General features: G+C 64.0%; 16 protein-coding genes. 11 read left to right on the top strand and 5 right to left on the bottom strand.

All coding sequences use genetic code 11. From position 1 onward, the window contains the following. Nucleotides 1-55: 55 nt before the first annotated feature. The 3 genes from GEU01_RS02195 (at nt 56) to GEU01_RS02205 (ending at nt 2,578) form a co-directional block, all read left to right on the top strand. Nucleotides 56-1,495, top strand: coding sequence for a leucyl aminopeptidase family protein (locus GEU01_RS02195; protein WP_019084762.1), 1,440 nt, complete (start codon nt 56-58; stop codon nt 1,493-1,495). A 160-nt stretch (nt 1,496-1,655) separates the two neighbouring features. Further along, on the top strand, nt 1,656-2,072 hold the full coding sequence (locus tag GEU01_RS02200) for a MarR family winged helix-turn-helix transcriptional regulator (protein ID WP_019084763.1): 417 nt from the start codon (nt 1,656-1,658) through the stop codon (nt 2,070-2,072). Between the two features lie 20 nt (nt 2,073-2,092). Then, nucleotides 2,093-2,578 (top strand): hypothetical protein, encoded by a 486-nt coding sequence (locus tag GEU01_RS02205; RefSeq protein ID WP_010507636.1) that lies wholly within the window; start codon nt 2,093-2,095, stop codon nt 2,576-2,578. 65 nt (nt 2,579-2,643) lie between these two features. On the opposite strand, the gene GEU01_RS02210 is transcribed toward GEU01_RS02205, so the two are convergent. Continuing rightward, nucleotides 2,644-3,678, bottom strand: a complete 1,035-nt coding sequence (locus GEU01_RS02210; protein ID WP_232272382.1) for a glycosyltransferase family 4 protein — start codon at nt 3,676-3,678, stop codon at nt 2,644-2,646. 103 nt (nt 3,679-3,781) lie between these two features. On the opposite strand from GEU01_RS02210, the gene GEU01_RS02215 reads away from it, so the two are divergent. The 5 genes from GEU01_RS02215 (at nt 3,782) to GEU01_RS02235 (ending at nt 8,460) form a co-directional block, all read left to right on the top strand. Then, nucleotides 3,782-5,716, top strand: a complete 1,935-nt coding sequence (locus GEU01_RS02215) for a polysaccharide biosynthesis protein (protein ID WP_019084765.1) — start codon at nt 3,782-3,784, stop codon at nt 5,714-5,716. Next, nucleotides 5,713-6,849 (top strand): DegT/DnrJ/EryC1/StrS family aminotransferase, encoded by a 1,137-nt coding sequence (locus GEU01_RS02220; RefSeq protein WP_010507632.1) that lies wholly within the window; start codon nt 5,713-5,715, stop codon nt 6,847-6,849. The genes GEU01_RS02215 and GEU01_RS02220 overlap by 4 nt, the downstream gene beginning before the upstream one ends. Nucleotides 6,850-6,864: 15 nt before the next feature. After that, nucleotides 6,865-7,353 (top strand): hypothetical protein, encoded by a 489-nt coding sequence (locus GEU01_RS02225; RefSeq protein ID WP_019084766.1) that lies wholly within the window; start codon nt 6,865-6,867, stop codon nt 7,351-7,353. Next, complete coding sequence (locus GEU01_RS02230) at nt 7,350-7,937, top strand: HAD family hydrolase (RefSeq protein ID WP_010507630.1); 588 nt, start codon at nt 7,350-7,352, stop codon at nt 7,935-7,937. The genes GEU01_RS02225 and GEU01_RS02230 overlap by 4 nt, the downstream gene beginning before the upstream one ends. Before the next feature lie 253 nt (nt 7,938-8,190). Continuing rightward, nucleotides 8,191-8,460, top strand: a complete 270-nt coding sequence (locus tag GEU01_RS02235) for a hypothetical protein (RefSeq protein WP_019084767.1) — start codon at nt 8,191-8,193, stop codon at nt 8,458-8,460. 497 nt (nt 8,461-8,957) lie between these two features. Here GEU01_RS02235 and GEU01_RS02240 read toward each other — a convergent pair whose 3' ends face one another. Beyond that, nucleotides 8,958-10,082 carry an AI-2E family transporter gene (locus tag GEU01_RS02240; protein WP_010507628.1) on the bottom strand — a complete coding sequence of 375 codons (1,125 nt, stop codon included), beginning with the start codon at nt 10,080-10,082 and terminating at the stop codon, nt 8,958-8,960. 284 nt (nt 10,083-10,366) lie between these two features. On the opposite strand from GEU01_RS02240, the gene GEU01_RS02245 reads away from it, so the two are divergent. Further along, nucleotides 10,367-11,509 carry an MFS transporter gene (locus GEU01_RS02245; protein ID WP_019084768.1) on the top strand — a complete coding sequence of 381 codons (1,143 nt, stop codon included), beginning with the start codon at nt 10,367-10,369 and terminating at the stop codon, nt 11,507-11,509. Between the two features lie 88 nt (nt 11,510-11,597). On the opposite strand, the gene GEU01_RS02250 is transcribed toward GEU01_RS02245, so the two are convergent. Further along, nucleotides 11,598-13,484, bottom strand: coding sequence for an ABC-F family ATP-binding cassette domain-containing protein (locus tag GEU01_RS02250; protein WP_019084769.1), 1,887 nt, complete (start codon nt 13,482-13,484; stop codon nt 11,598-11,600). 160 nt (nt 13,485-13,644) lie between these two features. Here GEU01_RS02250 and ndk point away from each other — a divergent pair, with 160 nt between their 5' ends. Beyond that, the gene (gene ndk / locus GEU01_RS02255; RefSeq protein WP_010507624.1) at nt 13,645-14,067 is read left to right on the top strand and encodes a nucleoside-diphosphate kinase; all 423 of its coding nucleotides are present in this window, start codon (nt 13,645-13,647) and stop codon (nt 14,065-14,067) included. Nucleotides 14,068-14,290: 223 nt separating this feature from the next. Here the strand turns inward: ndk and purN are convergent, their stop codons facing one another. After that, a complete protein-coding gene (gene purN, locus GEU01_RS02265) occupies nt 14,291-14,914 on the bottom strand; it encodes a phosphoribosylglycinamide formyltransferase (RefSeq protein WP_010507623.1) in 624 nt (207 codons plus the stop codon). Between the two features lie 8 nt (nt 14,915-14,922). After that, nucleotides 14,923-16,023, bottom strand: coding sequence for a phosphoribosylformylglycinamidine cyclo-ligase (gene purM, locus GEU01_RS02270; protein ID WP_019084771.1), 1,101 nt, complete (start codon nt 16,021-16,023; stop codon nt 14,923-14,925). Between the two features lie 136 nt (nt 16,024-16,159). Here purM and GEU01_RS02275 point away from each other — a divergent pair, with 136 nt between their 5' ends. Continuing rightward, entirely contained in the window at nt 16,160-16,933 is a 774-nt protein-coding gene (locus GEU01_RS02275; RefSeq protein WP_019084772.1) for an HdaA/DnaA family protein, read from the top strand. Nucleotides 16,934-16,975 lie beyond the last annotated feature (42 nt).

Below are 16,975 nucleotides of genomic sequence, written 5' to 3' on the forward strand. Positions count from 1 at the left end.
GGACGGGGGACGCACCCTGCTGGAAATAGGAACATATGCAGGGAAGGGACGTGCAATGAACGCGTTGGAAATGCAGGACTGTCTGGTCGCGGCGGCCGATATGCGGGATGGGGCCGCGGGTATGGTGCATGCCATCCGTCCCTCCGCGCTGGGGGAACTGGATGCGGTGGTGGGCGAAGTGGCGGCCCGCTTTGCCCGTCAGGCCGGTTTTGCCGCCCGTTATGGCCAGGTGCTGCTGCTGCCCGGCGCGGATGGCACGATCGCGACAGCCCTGCTGGGCATTGCGGAACAGGCGGATGGCGCCGACCCGTTCGTGTTCGGGGCGTTGCCCGACTCGCTTCCCGCCGGATCATGGCGGGTCAGCGCGCCTGCGGATGTGCAGGCGGGCGACATCGCACTGGGTTTCTGCCTTGGCGCCTATCGCATGCCCGCTTTTGGCCGCGACACGGCCCCCGCTGCCCCGCCTGCGCGGCTGGTGGTGGATGCGGCGGGGCAGGCGGCGGCCAGCATGGCGCGCTGCATCAACCTTGCCCGGTCGCTGATCAATACGCCGCCCAACCTCATGGGGCCGGATGACCTGGCCAAGGCGGCCGAGATGGCGCTTGCCCAGCTGGGGGCGGATGTATCGGTCATTCGCGGGGCGCGGCTGGCGCAGGAATTCCCGACCGTGCTGCATGTCGGCGTGGGGTCGGACCGCGCGCCCTGCGTGGTCGAGGCCCGCTGGCAGGGCAGCACCGCCACTGAGACGGCGCCACTGGTGTCGCTGGTGGGCAAGGGCGTGTGTTTCGATACGGGCGGGTATGACCTCAAGCCGCCCTCCTCCATGCTGCGGATGAAAAAGGACATGGGCGGGGCCGCCATCATGCTGGCCCTTGCGCGCCTGGTCATGCTGCGCGACCTGCCAGTCAGGCTGGAACTGCGCCTGGGCTGCGTGGAAAACAGCGTATCGGGTCATGCCATGCGGCCATCGGACGTGGTGAAGACCCGCGCCGGGCTGACGGTGGAAATCGGCAATACCGACGCCGAAGGCAGGCTGGTCCTGTGTGACCTGCTGCACGCGGCGTGCGAACGCCAGCCCGACCTGCTGGTGGATGCCGCGACCCTGACCGGGGCGGCCCGCGTGGCGCTGGGGCCGGATGTGCCGGCCCTGTTCACCAACCATGACGCGACGGGGGCCGTGCTGGTGGCGTCCGGCCTGGCCTGCGGGGACCCGCTGTGGCAGTTGCCGCTATGGCCGGGTTACCGGAAATGGCTGCGCAGTCCGGTGGCAGATATGAACAATATTTCATCCAAACCCATGGGTGGAGCGATCACGGCAGCGCTTTTTCTAGAGAATTTTGTCAAAACTGATGTGCGCTGGGTTCATATCGATACGTATGGATGGAATGATTCGTCGCGGCCCGGACGGCCAGAAGGCGGAGAAAGTCTTGGTTTAAGAGCGGTTTACGAAGGAATATTAAAAATATTTAATATCGAGGACAGAATGCATCACTAAAGAAACAATGCCGGATGCGAACTAATTTGGTTGGTGCGACTTATATATGCCGTAAATGCCAATTATATAGGCAGAACGAGAACGCACCATTCCAGTCCACCCGATTCCGCATCCATGCGCGCCGGTGTGCAGGCTGATTTCTGACAGAGGATTTTCACCGATGAGCAAGTCATCAGACGCTAACACGGATCAGATGATCAATTCGCTGCGCGACACCATTGTCGCGATGGTCCGCCGTGACGGGCCCGACCTGTCGGCACGGCAGCTGGCCGTGTTCCTGACCTGCTACCTGCGCGGCGACGGTTCGCATACCGTGCGTGGTCTTGCGGCTGAACTGAACGTGTCCAAGCCCGCCATCACCCGCGCGCTGGACCGGCTGAAGGCGCTGGACCTGGCCCGCCGTGCGCCTGACCCGATGGACCGCCGTTCCGTGCTGATCAAGCACACGATCAAGGGCAAGGCCTACCTGCGCGACCTGTGCAGCATCGTGAATGAAGCGGCAACGCAGGAAAAGGCGGCACCCGTGCGCAAGACCACGCGCACCCGCCGGACCGAGGAACAACACCGCGCTGGCTGAGTTACATGAGGGTTCACTTCATGCTCGAACGGACAGAAGGTTTCAATTCCATGCGCATCTCACGACGTCTGGTTGCCCTTGCCATGATCATGGCGCCGCTTGCGGCGGCGCCGACACTGGCCCGGGCCGCGGAATCATCGCTTGGCACGCCGTCGGGGCATGTCACGATGAAGTTCAAGTCGCTTGATATCGGGGTTGGCCACACATGGGGCACGGGCAAGCTGGTGTTCCAGAACCACACCTACCGTTTCAAGATCGAGGGCGGTTCGCTGGCGGCCGTAGGCTATGCCAACATCAGTGGCCAGGGGGAGGTCTATAACCTCACCAAGGTCAAGGATTTTGAAGGCAGCTATGCCGCCGTCAACGGGGATGTCACGGCCGGTACCGGCGTGGGCGCCGTGCTGCTCAACAACCCCGCAGGTGTCCGTATCCGCCTTGATACGTCCAGTTCCGGTGGTCGCCTGGCCGCCGCGGCACAGGGCATGAAGATTACCCTGCGCAAATAAGATCCGCTGTCAGGACAAAGGAAACAGGGGGAATGGCCGGCAGGCTGCTCCCCCTGTTTTTTTGGCTACCATGACAGGCCGGGCGCACGTCCCACCCGGCGTATGACGGCGGTAATCCAGACAAGCTGGATTAAACTGACCGCCAGCACGACCGGACCGGGCCTGACCCATCCCATGCCCATGACCACGGCCCCCATGCCGCCGCATACGGTGCTGGCCCATGTCACGACCGTAATATCGGCCGCCTGCATGCCGCTGCGATGGGCCATCTGATAGAAATGTTCCCGGTGCGCGCGCATGACGGGACGGCGATGGTACATCCGCCGCAGCAGGGTTGCGATGACATCCACCAGCAGCCCCGACAGCATGAGCGGCATGAGCCACGCCCCATGGACCAGTTGCGGCATGCCCGCCATGCGCAGGCCCAGCGCCCCCAGCACCAGCCCGCAGCACTGGCTTCCCACATCCCCCATGAACAGCCGCGCATGGGGAAAGTTGAAGGGCAGGAACCCGGCACAGGCGGCCGCCAGAATCAGGGCGCTGCCCCATGTTTCCACCCCGCCGCCCGCCAGCATGAACAGCCCCGCCGCGATCACGCCCGCGATCAGCGTGCACCCGCTGGCAAGTCCGTTCAGCCCGTCCATGAAATTGAGACAGTTGCACAGGGCCACCAGCCACACGACCCGCAGCCCCAGGCCGCCTGTTGTCAGCGCATGCACCGTCCCGCCAGCCATGTCGCCCCACGCCACCAGCAGGGCGGCTGCAATCTGCGCCCCCAGTTTCCACAGGGGCGGCATGGGCTGCATGTCATCGCGCCATGAAAACAGTCCCAGTCCCACCGTGGCCAGCAGCAGCGTCACGTCCGTCATGTCCGCGTGGCGGTGGCAGATCATCTGTCCCAGCGGCACGCCCACCACGAATACGATCAAAATCGCAAGTCCGCCGCCCTTTGGCACCGGCATGTCATGGGCGCTGCGCCCGGTCGGGTAATCCAGCACGCGCATCGCAATCACCCGTCGCGACAGCACGGCGGACATCAGGGCCGCCGCCAGCAGGAACAGCGCGAAAAAGGCGGTTTCCGCATGAAATGGGTGGGACATGGTCATGAAAGCTGGAAGGGGCGCATGATCTCTCCTTCTTGCCCTGCATCTGCTCGGCTATAGGGGGAGGGTAATGGTTACGCAATCCTCAGACAGCGGTGGCATGGCGGAGTGTCTGCGCAAGATACGGACACTGGCCGTAAACAGCGCCCTTGATACGGTCATGGGCGGCCTTGCCGCAATCGTGGCGACGGGATTGAGCGCCTGTCGTGATGTCCCATGGCCATGGTGGGGCCTGCCCGCGCTGGGCATGGCCGCCATCGGGGTTGCGGGCTGGCCGTTCCGGGTATTCCAGCAGCACTGGCGTTTTGCGGGCCGGTCCGATTTCTGGCGGCTGGCGGGCGCGTGCGTGCTGGCGGGCATGATGGTCACGGGCGTGCTCGGCCTGTCGGGTGTGATGCGCGCGGCGGCGTTCGGCGCGGCGTACGCCATGGTGGCCTTTGTTATCATGGCGGGCGCACGCGCGGGCTACCAGTTCTGGCGGTCCTGTCGGGATGGTCGGGACAGGGGCGGGCGACGGCGCGTGATCCTGCTGGGGGACGGGGAGGACGCCAGCCGTTTTCTCAGCCTGATGCCGGATATGGGCGGGCTGGTCGTGGGCATGGTGGTCGAAGGCCGCCAGCGCCGCCCCGGCCGCAGGCTGCGTGGCGTGCCGGTGCTGGGGCAGGTGGCGGATCTGCCCTGTATCCTGTCGGCTTTCAGGGCGGAAGATGAACTGCTGCTGGTGGTGGCCGATCCCCGCTTTCGTGGCGAACGCCTGTCTGCCGTTTTGCGGATGGCGCAGGAAACCGGCACGCAGGTACGCTGCATGCCCGATCTGTCCGGTATTGCCGGGGGGGGCGTGGCGCCGCTGCACCCGGTCAGGCTGCCGGACCTGCTCAACCGTCCGGCTGTGGCGCCTGACGGGCAGGGCATTGCCGATATGCTGCGCGGCAGGCGCGTGCTGATTACGGGGGCAGGCGGGTCAATCGGCAGCGAACTGGCCCGCCAGATCGCGGACTACGCCCCTGACCAGCTGGTTTTGGTGGATATTGGCGAATTCCCGTTATGGCAGGTGGATATCGACCTGGCGGAAAAGGCCCCTGACATTACGCGCCACCTTGTTCTGGCCGATATACGCGATGCAGGCAGGATGGAGCGTGTATTCGCCCGTTTCCGCCCCGAACTGGTGTTCCATGCCGCGGCGCTGAAGCACGTGCCCATGGTGGAGGAAAACCCGTGCGAGGGACTGCTGACCAACGTGACCGGCACCCGCATCGTGGCCGATACCGCCGCCCGGCACGGGGTCAGGGCCATGGTTCTGGTTTCGACCGACAAGGCGGTCAACCCCGCCAGTGTGATGGGGGCGTCCAAGCGCATTGCGGAAATGTACTGCCAGGCGCTGGATGTTAAAGCCCGAAACCGCGACGACGGGCACGCCATGCAATGCGTGACCGTGCGGTTTGGCAATGTCATGGGATCGACGGGGTCGGTCATTCCCCTGTTCCGTCACCAGCTGGAATGTGGTGGCCCGCTTACGGTGACCGACCCGCGCATGACGCGGTATTTCATGACCGTGTCGGAAGCGGTCGGCCTCGTGCTGCAGGCCAGTGCCCGGGGCACGGGGCAACAGGCGGACGGCATGGCGGTGCTGCTGCGTAGCGGGGGGGTGTTCGTGCTGGACATGGGGACGCCGGTGCGCATTGTCGATCTGGCGCGCCAGATGATCGTGCTGGCCGGGTTGCGGCCCGACCGGGACGTGCAGATCCGCTTTACCGGGCTGAGGCCGGGGGAAAAGCTGGCCGAGGACCTGTTTTACAAGCAGGAAATCCTGCAACCCACCGACTGTCCCGGCCTGCGGATGGCAACGCCGCGTACGGTGGACCTTGCGCAGGTGGCCAATATCATGGATGCACTTACATTGGCATGCCGGGATGGTGATGGCGCGCGCGCGCTGGACCTTGTCCGCAGGCTTGTCCCCGAATTTGCCCATAACCCGCATGGTGTGGCCACTCCGGACACAGCGGGGCAGATCGATGTGGAAAGGAATGCATCATGAACGCTCCGGCGGAAGCACCCATAGGTTTTCTGAACCTGCCCCAGCAGCAGAGCCTGATTTCCAACGAAATCCGGCAGCGTGTCGATGCGGTCATGAAACACTGCCGCTTTGTCATGGGGCCGGAAGTCACCGAACTGGAAGGGCGGCTGGCCAGCTATAGCGGGGCTGCGCAGTGTGTTGGCGTCTCATCCGGCACGGATGCCATCCAGATCGTCCTGATGGCCGAGGGAATCGGTGCGGGTGACGCCGTGTTCCTGCCCGCCTTCACCTATACCGCCACGGCGGAGGTGCCGCTGGTGCTGGGGGCAACCCCGGTTTTCGTGGATGTGGACCCCGCCACCTTCCAGATCGATCCCGCCAGCCTGCGCAGACGCATTGCCGATGTCCGCAAGGCAGGAAAGCTGCGCCCGCGCGCGGTGATCGGCGTGGACCTGTTTGGCCAGCCCGCCCCGTGGCCCGAACTGCGTGCGATCGCGGCGGAGGAGAAGCTGTTCCTCATGGCCGACTGTGCGCAGGCATTCGGTGCGACGCTGTCGGGCCGCAGGCTGGGGCGCGAAGCGGTGGCGACCACCCTGTCCTTTTTCCCTTCCAAGCCGCTGGGCGCCTATGGCGATGCGGGTGGCATCCTGACCGATGACCCCGAGCGGGCCGAACTCTACCGCTCGCTGCGCACGCATGGCGAAGGCAAGACCCGCTACGAGGTGCTGCGCACCGGCATGAACGCGCGGCTGGACACCATCCAGGCCGCGATCCTGCTGGCCAAGCTGGATGTGTTCGACATGGAACTCGAACGCAGGCGCGCCATTGCCGATGCGTATGACGCGGGCATCGCGGGCCGCGTGATCCCGCCCGCGCGCGTGGCGCACAGCCATGGTTCGTGGGCGATCTATTCCGTGCTGACGAAGGGGCAGGAAGACCGCGCCGCCCTGCAGCACAAGCTGAAAAGCCATGGCGTGGCGTCGGCCATCTATTATCCGCTTCCGCTGCACCAGCAGCCTGCCTATGTCGCCGCCCATGATGGCGCGGCGCTGCCTGTGGCGGAAGACCTGTCGCGCCGGATCATGGCGCTGCCGCTGCATGCGGAACTGTCGGATCATGACGTGGGCCGGGTCGTCGCGGCCGTGCGTGCATAAGGAGATCATACGCAAATGAGACGCGAGACAGCCCTGCTGATCGGGTTCCTGGTTATCACGATCGGTACGGCGGCGGGGCTGTGGCTTATCGCCCTGCCCAATTTCCGGCCCCTCAGCTTTCCCACCATGGAAACGGGCACCATTGCCGTCGGGCCGATGCGCAGGGAACGCACGCTGACGGCGGCACAGGTCCATACGCTCAATGACTGGCTGCAGGCCCATACCGCGGGCTGGGGCCCGCTGGGGCAGACCCCGCCATCCAGCGGGGATGCGGTGCTGGAAATGCAGGTCGAGCACAAGGGCCAGCAGCCTGCCGGTGAGCCGGCGGCCCCCTACCGCATCACGCTGTGGACCGGTATCAGCGCCGCTGACTGGAACAACACCGTGTTTGTGGAGGAAAAGCCCGGCGCGGTCATCCGCTTCCACCATTTCAAGGACAGGGACTTCAACGCCCTGCGTGACCTGGTCAACCAGTACGACTATCCCCGGTCCGCCTTTCCATGAGCCCGGTGCGCGCGGATACGGCTGGCCTGATCTTTGACTGTGACGGCACGCTGGTCGACAGCCTGCCGTTATACCGCGAGGGCTGGATCGCGGCCCTTGAGGACGCCATAGAGCAGAGCGTGCCGCCCGAATGGTTCCACGGCCATGGCGGCATGTCCGAACACATGGTGCTGGATATTGTCGAGGCCAGGCTGGGCCGCAGCGTGAATCGCCACGGCATCATTTCACAGGCGCGCGACAGCATGCTGCGCAGGCTGCATGTGCTGCGTGAAATTACCGTGGTGGCGGACATCGCCCGCCAGTACCACGGTCGCCTGCCCATGGCGGTGGCGTCCAACGGGTCACGGCAGATCGTGACCGCCTGCCTGCGCCACCTTGGGCTGGAACGGCTGTTTGACGCCATCATTACCATAGATGACGTGGACAATCCCAAGCCCGCGCCGGACATGTTCCTGCTGGCGGCGGGCAGGCTGGCTCTGCCGCCTGCGTCATGCCTTGTATTCGAGGACAGCCGCGAGGGCATGCTGGCCGCCACCCGCGCGGGCATGGCGCATGTGGATGTGAATACCCTGCTGGCCGGATAAGGATAACCGCGCCCCGACCCGGCTTCGTTTGTCCGGGGCGCATCGATACGGGCGGGTGCAATGCACCGGGGTGTGGTCTGGCTGGCTACAGCCCCGGATATGATCGGGGGCATGGTCGGAACAGGGCATGCAGCCCTTGCGGCAGATGTCTGCCTGCTCTTTTTCATAAATAATATAGACAGGGTGGTATTATAATGTGTTAGGGCAGGTATGCCTTGTCCATATGGAAACATTCGTACGCAGGAATCGGAACGTGACAGAGACGCCTTCCACCTACAAGATAGTCCTGCTCTACCTGCTGGTGGGGGTCATGTTTCAGGTATTCATCTTTGGATTCCATGGTATTCAATACATAACGTTCCATACGTTTCTGCATGTTCTGCTCTGGCCACTGTTTGTGGCGTACTATTTCGTCATGGCGGCTCTGGCCCTTGCGGTAATATGGATAGCCGGGGCAATTATCTACTTCTTTATGGTCGTCTGCGCTCCTCGCGATCCCCGTTACAGGTGGTATGATGATTAATCATGCGTATGAAACCCTGACCATCGGGGAAGCGCAAAATGTTAATAATATATCAGAAATATAATAATACTATATTGGCGCATCTGAATTATTAATTCAGTTTATCATGATTTATGTATTTTATATAAATCAAAATAATATACAGATAAATAACTATTTATGATTTATTAAAATAACACTTCATTGAATCAATAATATAATTATAGAAAATACCGTCATCCATCGGACTCTGCTGAAACGGTCAAACTGGACGCCTCACGCGCAATGCCAGTCGTCCGGGGCGGAATGTCGCTGGTCATAAGTGCAGCGATGTCCCGTTTCTGAAACGGGTCGTCCGTTCCGGGTCAAGAAAAATCAGGAGGCTGGTCCTTGCATTCATACATCCGGGTCCAGCTGTTCCGCCGCTGCCAGAGTTTTCCGGGTGCCCCCTTGTTTTCCTGAAAAGGGGCACCCGGAAATGGTGATTCATTATCAATCCATTGTTGTGAGGGGGGCGTTCAGACCCGCTCGTCGTCCTTCAGCTTCGGGGTGGCGCGGTCGGCGGTCGCCAGCAGGGCCGCCGTCAGCGGTGACGCCAGGATAAGCCCCGGAATGCCCAGAATGGTGCCAAAGATCGTCTGGGACAGGATGGTCAGGCCCGGCGGCATCTTCACCGCGTGGCGCTGGATCAGCGGGGCCATGACATTGCCCTCAAAGAACTGGATGGCGGCATACAGGCCCAGCACCATGACCCCTTCGCGCGTGCCCTGTGACAGGCCGATCAGCACGGCGGGCACCGCGCCGACGAATGCGCCGATATAGGGGATGAAGTTGGCCATGCCCGCCACGACCCCCAGCGCCAGCGCCAGCGGCACGCCAATGCACCACAGCCCGATGAAGGACAGCAGCCCCACCACGGTCATGTCCAGCGCCTGTCCCGCCGTCCATGCCCACAGGGTGCGTCCTGCCGTCAGCAGCAGTTCGCGCGATGTGCGACGGTATTCATGCGGGATCAGCCGCAGCATGCCGTTGACATACAGTTCGGGCGAGATGGCGAAATACAGTCCCGCGATCAGAATGACCGCCAGCGTGCCCGCAGCCCCGAACGCGGAGGAGACGAAACCGGTCATGGACCCTGCCAGCGAACCGAATCCGCTGCTGCTGGCTGACTGCTCATTTCCCCCCAGCGTCGTGGGCAGGTTGTCGAGGATCATGCGCCCGGTGGAGGAATGGCCCATGCTGTCACGCAGGTTATGCGCCTGCTCGCTCAGTGCGGTGCGCAGTTTTACGGCCTGTTCCGATATTTCGGGCCCGCTGCTCCAGATCAGTCCGGTCAGCGCGCTGATGATGACCACGACCACCGCCGTAAGCGACAGCCAGTAGGGCATGCGCGTGTGGCGTTCCACAAGTCCGGCAAGGTTATGCAGGATCACGGCGACAAGGGTTGCCGCGAAAATGACCATCAGTACGTCGCCCACCACCCAGATCAGCATGACCACGATGGTGATGACCAGTGTCAGCCGCAGCAGGGCGTAGATGCGCGCCAGCTGCTGGGCACGGGGATCGGGTGTTTCGTCTTTTTTCGGGGCAGGTCGGGAAGCAGGTGCGTCAGGCGTGGGATCCAGCGGGGAAGAGGCTGTCATCTATATGTCCGTATGGTGGTCATGAAAGGGGCTGCGTGGAACGTGAACGCCAGCACAGCCGCAGCCGGGATAACGTCCGGGAAGGGGGTATGGATTGCGTTGGCCTAAAATTCCACTAACTGGCGGCAGGCCAGGGCGTGGGATCCAGCGGGAGCGTTCCCTTCGTGACCGTTTAAGGCGTAAGCCAATATCTGCTGTCGGAAAAGGGCGGACATGTGAGTACTCCAGATATTTCTTCATCACATCCGGCCCCGCCCGTGCGGCCCGGGCGGACAGGATGGGCATTGGCTGTCGCTACCTTTGCCATAGGCACGGGGGAGTTCGCATTGATGGCGATGCTGCCCGGTGTCGCCCGTTCGCTTGGTGTGTCGGTACCGGTGGCGGGACATGTCATCAGTGCCTATGCGGTGGGTGTGGTGATCGGTGCCCCACTGGCCACGCTGATTGGCGCGCGGCTGTCACGCTACCGGTTGCTGCTGGCGCTGCAGGCCATGTTTGTCGTGGGCAATGCGGCATCAGCGCTGTCGCCGGGTTACGGGACGCTGCTGGTCATACGTTTCCTGACCGGGTTGCCGCATGGGGCCTTTTATGGCGTGGCGGCACTTGTGGCCGCGGGCATGGCCGATCCCGCGCGAAGGGGACGGGCGGTGGCCGGCGTGTTCGTGGGATTGACGGTCGCCCATGTCATGGGGGTGCCGCTGGTGACCTGGGCGGGGCAGATGCTGGGCTGGCGAGCGGTTTATGCCTTCATCGCGGCCATGGAACTGCTGGCGCTTGTCATGATCGCGCGCACGGTGCCCGCCATGATGCCTGATCCGCAGGGTTCACTGTTGCGTGAACTGGGTGCGCTGCGGCGGCCACAGGTATGGTTCACGCTGGCGACGGGGGCGGTCGGTTTTGGCGGCATGTTCTGTGTCGGCACCTACCTGTCGGAGGTGCTGCTTACGGTGACTGGTGTGCCGGCCTGGATCGTGCCGCTGGCGCAGTCATTGTGGGGCGTGGGCATGGTGGCGGGAAACATGGCCGGTGCCCGGCTGGTGGATATCAGCCCCGCGCTGGCGGTGGTGGTGACGCTGGTGGCCAGTACCGTCATGTTGTGCCTGTTTTCCGTATGCGCGGGAAACATGGTTCTGGTGCTGATCGTGACCAGCCTGATGGGGGGCATCATTGCCCTGCTGCCCGCGTTGCAGACACGGCTTATGGATGTGGCGGCGGATGCGCAGGGACTGGTGGCGGCGCTGAACCATTCCGCCGTCAACGTGGCCAATGCCTCTGGCGCCTGGCTGGGCGGGGCGGTGATTGCCGCGGGCTACGGCGCGCAGGACGTGGGATGGGCCGGGGCGGGGCTATCGGCCATGGGGCTGGTGATTTTCCTGACCGGACTGCTGGCCCAACGTGGGGAACGGCACGCGCCTGACCCGGTTTAGAACAGGATAACAGATTGATATAAAACAATAAAAGTTTTCGGGTGCCGCCTTTTTTAAAAAAGCTTCATCAAGAACTTCTGGGCAATGTCTACTCCGTGCTGGCAGCTTCCAGTTCCGTTTCGGCTTCCAGCCAGTCCTCTTCCGCGCTGTCATGTTCGTGCCCGATGGCGGCCAGCCGGGTGTTCAGTGCGGTGACTTCATCCGCCTTGCCGCTTTCATACAATTTGGGATCCGCCAGACGGGCTTCCAGCTTCGCGCGCTCGGCCGCCAGCCGGGCCATAAGCTGTTCCGCGTCGCGGATGCGCTTGCGCAGCGGGGCCGTGGCCTTGCGGGCTTCGGCGCGTTCGCGGCGGTCATCGCGCCTGGGGGCCGCGGCGGGACGGGCAGGATCGTTGTTCGAGACCGCGCGCGCCCGTTCGGTCAGCCATGTGCGGTATTCGGCCATGTCGCCCTCGAACGGGCGGACCGTGCCATCGCCCACCAGCCACAGGCGGTCGGCCACTAGTTCAACCAGATGCGGGTCATGGCTGATCAGCAGGACCGCGCCCTCGAATTCCGCCAGTGCCCGGATCAGCGCGTCACGTGCGTCAAGGTCAAGGTGGTTGGTCGGTTCATCCAGAATCAGCAGGTGCGGCGCATCGCGCGTCGCCAGCGCGAGCAGCAGGCGGGCTTTCTCCCCTCCCGACAGGTCGCGCGTGGGTGTTTCCGCGCGTTCCGCATCCAGCCCGAAACGGGCCAGCTGCGCGCGCACGGCGGGCGGCGTGGCGTCGGGCAGGGCGCGGGCCATGTGGTCCACCGGGGTTTCGTTCGGACGCAGTTCCTCGGCCTGGTGCTGGGCGAAATAGCCGACCTTCAGCTTCGGGCTGTGCTGGATCGTGCCTGACTGGGGTTTCAGCCGTCCCGCCACCAGCTTGGCGAAGGTGGATTTGCCGTTGCCGTTGGCGCCCAGCAGGGCGATCCGGTCTTCCATGTCGATGCGCAGCGACAGGTTGGACAGAATGGTGTGATCGCCGTAACCGGCTGAAACACGCTCCATCGTCAGCATGGGCGGCGGCAGGGGGGAGGGTTCGGGAAAGGAGAAGTGGCTGGGCGTATCTTCCACCACGCTGTCGATCTGTGGCAGTTTTTCCAGTGCCTTGATGCGGGCCTGCGCCTGCTTGGCTTTGGTGGCCTTGGCGCGGAAACGGTCCACGAAGGACTGCATGTGCGCGCGCTTGGCATTGATGCGTTCGGCCATGCGGGCCTGCTGCAGGGCCTGTTCGGTGCGGATGCGCACGAATTCCTCATACCCGCCCGGCGTCAGCGTCAGCTTGCCGTGGTCCAGATGGGCGATGGCGTCCACCGCGCGGTCCAGCAGTCCGCGGTCATGGCTGACGATCAGCGCCGCGCCCGAAAAACGCGCCAGCCAGTTTTCCAGCCAGATCGTGGCCTCAAGGTCCAGGTGGTTGGTCGGCTCATCCAGCAAAAGCAGGTCGGGGTTGAGGAACAGAGCGGTGGCCAGCGCCACGCGCATGCGCCACCCGCCTGAAAAGTCCGAGACCGGGCGGGTCTGCGCCTGCGCATCGAACCCCAGCCCGGACAGGATGGCCGCAGCCCGCGCCGGCGCGCTGTGGGCGTCGATTGCCAGCAGGCGTTCATGGATGTCGGCAATGCGGGTGGGGTCGGTCGTGGTTTCGGATTCGCGCAGCAGGTCCGTCCGTTCGGTATCGCCCGCCAGCACCGTATCCAGCAGCGAACCATAGCCCGTGGGCGCTTCCTGCTTGATCCGCGCCATGCGCGCGCGCGCTGATATGTGGATCGTACCGCCATCGGGCGCGATATCCCCCGCGATCGCGGCCAGAAGGGTCGATTTGCCCGCCCCGTTACGACCGACCAGGCCGACCTTGCGGCCCGGATCAATGCTCAGGCTGGCGCCATCAAGCAGGGTGCGGCCTGCGATGCGCAGGGTCAGGTCGGATATGACGAGCAGGCTCACGGGCGGAAAACTCCGGCAATATGGGGTGCATGGCTGGTTTCGTGCGGGTTGTACCTACCAGTCTGCGGCGATATGCTCTAGATGGCGCTTGTAAGGTGATGTCGGCTTATGTCCAATGCCGCCTCGTATATTTCAGAACCCGTTTGAAAGGAGCTGTCCCATGGCAGTCGAACGTACCCTCTCGATCATCAAGCCCGATGCGACCCGCCGTAACCTGACCGGCAAGATCAATGCCGTGTTCGAAGGCAATGGCCTGCGCATCGTCGCCCAGAAGCGCATCCAGCTGACGAAGGCGACCGCTGGCGCGTTCTATGAAGTGCACAAGGAACGCCCGTTCTACAACGACCTGGTGTCCTTCATGATCTCCGGTCCGGTCGTGGTGCAGGTTCTCGAAGGTGAGAACGCTGTCCTGAAGAACCGTGAAGTGATGGGTGCGACCGACCCGAAGAAGGCCGAAGCCCACACCATCCGCGCGCAGTTTGCCGAAAGCATCGAAGCAAACTCCGTCCACGGTTCCGACAGCCTTGAAAACGCGAAGAACGAGATTGCCTTTTTCTTCGCCGGCACGGAAATCCTGCCCTGATCCGCATGGATCATGGTGGCGGGGTTTTTTGTCCCCGCCAATGGAAAAGCCGGCCTTCGGGTCGGCTTTTTTCATGTCCGGGGGCATTTGGAAAATACAGCCTCCGGGGATCGCGCGGATCATGAAAAGTTTCTGGTGAAGCCTTTTTCAGGAAGCTTCAAAGAACGCCGCCGTCTTGAAAAAAGGCGACACCCGAAAACCGCGGTTCTTATTTCATCATTGATCAGACCGACAGCAGGCAGTCTGATGCAGTGGCGGCGGGTGCTGCGTCGGGCACCAGAACGCGGTGCAGGGCGGCGGGATACAGGCGGTGTTCCTGCTGCAGTACCCGCGCGCCCAGCACATCGGGCGTGTCATCGGCCAGTATGGGCACGGCGGCCTGACCGATGATGGGGCCTTCATCCATGCCCTCCGTCACCCAGTGGACGGTGCAGCCATGGATGCGCGCGCCACTTTCCAGTGCCCGTTCATGCGTATGCAGGCCGGGATAGGCCGGTAGAAGGCTGGGATGGATGTTCAGCATCCGCCCGGCCCATGCCGTGGTCAGGAACGGCGTCAGCAGGCGCATGTAGCCCGCAAGGCAGACATATTCCACGCCCGCCGCGCGCAGGGCGGTGTCCAGCGCGCGTTCATGCGCTGCACGGTCCCGGCGGTAGTCACGGTGGTCGATGGCCTGTGTCGCAAGCCCCGCCGCCCGGGCGACAGCCAGCCCCGGCGCATCGGGGTTGTTGCTCAGCACCAGGGCGATGCGGGCGGGATAATCGGGGCGGGCACACGATTCGATCAGCGCGCGCATGTTGCTGCCGCGCCCGCTGATCAGGATGGCGATGGGTGTCTTGTGGATCACGGGTCGGTTCAGTCGCGCAGTTCAGGCAGTTCGTCAAAGCTCAGCGTGGCTGGGCTGTCGGGGCTTTCACCCGCAACAATCGTGCCGATGACAAAGGCCTGCTGTCCACGCGCATCCAGCCGCGCCATGGCGGCATCACTGTCACGCACCACCAGCACCATGCCCACGCCGCAGTTGAAGACGCGCAGCATTTCCTCGGTCGTGACATCGCCGGTGCTGGCCAGCCACGGGAACACCGGCGGGATCGGCCATGCCGTGCCATCGACCACCGCCCGCACGCCCTTCGGCAGCACGCGTGGCAGGTTGCCCGGCAGGCCGCCACCCGTAATGTGGGCCGCACCCACCAGCAGCCCCGCGTGATGCAGGTCCAGCACGGGGTGGACATACAGGGTGGTGGGCGTCATCAGCGCTTCACCCAGCGTCTGCCCATCGGCAAACGGGCACGGCGCGTCCCATCCCAGCCCGCTGCGCGCGACGATATTGCGCACCAGAGAAAAGCCATTGGAATGCACCCCTGCCGATGGCAGGGCGATCAGCGTATCACCGGGGCGGATGTCACCGGGCAGCAGCGCCGTGCGTTCCGCCGCCCCGACCGAAAACCCGGCAAGGTCATAATGGCCGGGCGCGTACATGCCCGGCATTTCCGCCGTTTCCCCGCCTACCAGCGCGCAGCCGGAATCGGCGCAGCCCCTGGCGATGCCGCGCACGACCTTGGCCGCGTCCTCGACGGACAGTTTGCCAGTGGCGAAATAATCCAGGAAAAACAGTGGTGTCGCCCCCTGCACCACCAGGTCGTTGACGCACATGGCGACAAGGTCGATGCCCACCGTCTCATGCAGTCCGCTTTCGATGGCGATCATGAGCTTGGTGCCCACGCCATCGGTGCAGGAAACAAGGATGGGGTCGGAAAAACCGGCCGCCTTCAGGTCAAACAGCGCCCCGAAACCGCCCAGGCCGCCCATGGTGCCGGGGCGGTCCGTGGCGCGGGCCGCGGGCTTGATGACTTCGACAAGCGCGTCACCGGCTTCGATGTCCACCCCGGCATCCCGGTAGGTGGCGCCGGACGTGGTGGGGGAAGACGCGTTGGGCGGGCAGGGGGCGGATGTCATGCGGGGGCCTTTTTTTCCGTAATCAAACTATCACTTTCCCGGACTCCCGCACGCGGGGTATGAAAACCGCCATGCGGGACCGGGGTCAGAGGGACTTCCGGCCTTCTTACGTCAAGGCGGGGCAACGCACAAAGCGGTGGTTGAGCGCACGAAGCTGAAAACGGATGAAAACGCGGTTGCGGGCATGATCGGGCAACTGGTGTTGCCGTTTGCCCACACGCCACGTTTCGCCGCGGGGGATTTTGTCTTTTCCGCTTCCAACGCCGCCGCACGCAGCTGGCTGCTTGGCCCCACCCCGTGGCCCGAGCGCAGGCTGGCGCTGTGGGGGGCGGCGGGAACGGGCAAGACCCATATGCTGGAAATATGGGCCCGCATGCATGATGCGGTGCTGCTGCATGGCGGCAGCCTGTCGCATGCCCATGTCACGGCGCTGTTCGCGGCCCGCGCCACCGGGGTGCCGGTCATGGCCATGGCGGTGGACCGGGCCGACGAATGCGCGGATGAACGTGCGCTGCTGCACCTGCTGAACACCGCGCGTGAACAGAGGATCGCGCTGCTGCTGGGCGGGCGCACGTCACCGGCGCGCTGGCCCGTGGCGCTGCCCGACCTGGCAAGCCGGCTGCGGGCGACCATGGCGGTGGCCATACGCCAGCCCGGCGATGGGCTTTTGCGCGTGCTGCTGCTGCGCCTGCTGGCGGAACGCCAGATTGTCGTATCGCAGCCGGTCGTGGAATGGCTGCTGCGCCACCTGCCGCGCACGGCCGTGGCCATGCAGGAAGCCGTGGACCGGCTGGACCATGCCGCCCTTGCGTCCGGCCGCCCCGTGACCCGCGCACTGGCCACGCGCGTGCTGGCCGACATGCTGATGGGGGACACCATGGCGACCACGGACATGGAACCTGGCGCCTGAACGGGCCGCCTGCTCTGGCCAAGTGGCGTGTCACTGGCCTAG

Source organism: Komagataeibacter europaeus LMG 18890, from assembly GCF_000285295.1.
Lineage (GTDB): Bacteria > Pseudomonadota > Alphaproteobacteria > Acetobacterales > Acetobacteraceae > Komagataeibacter > Komagataeibacter europaeus.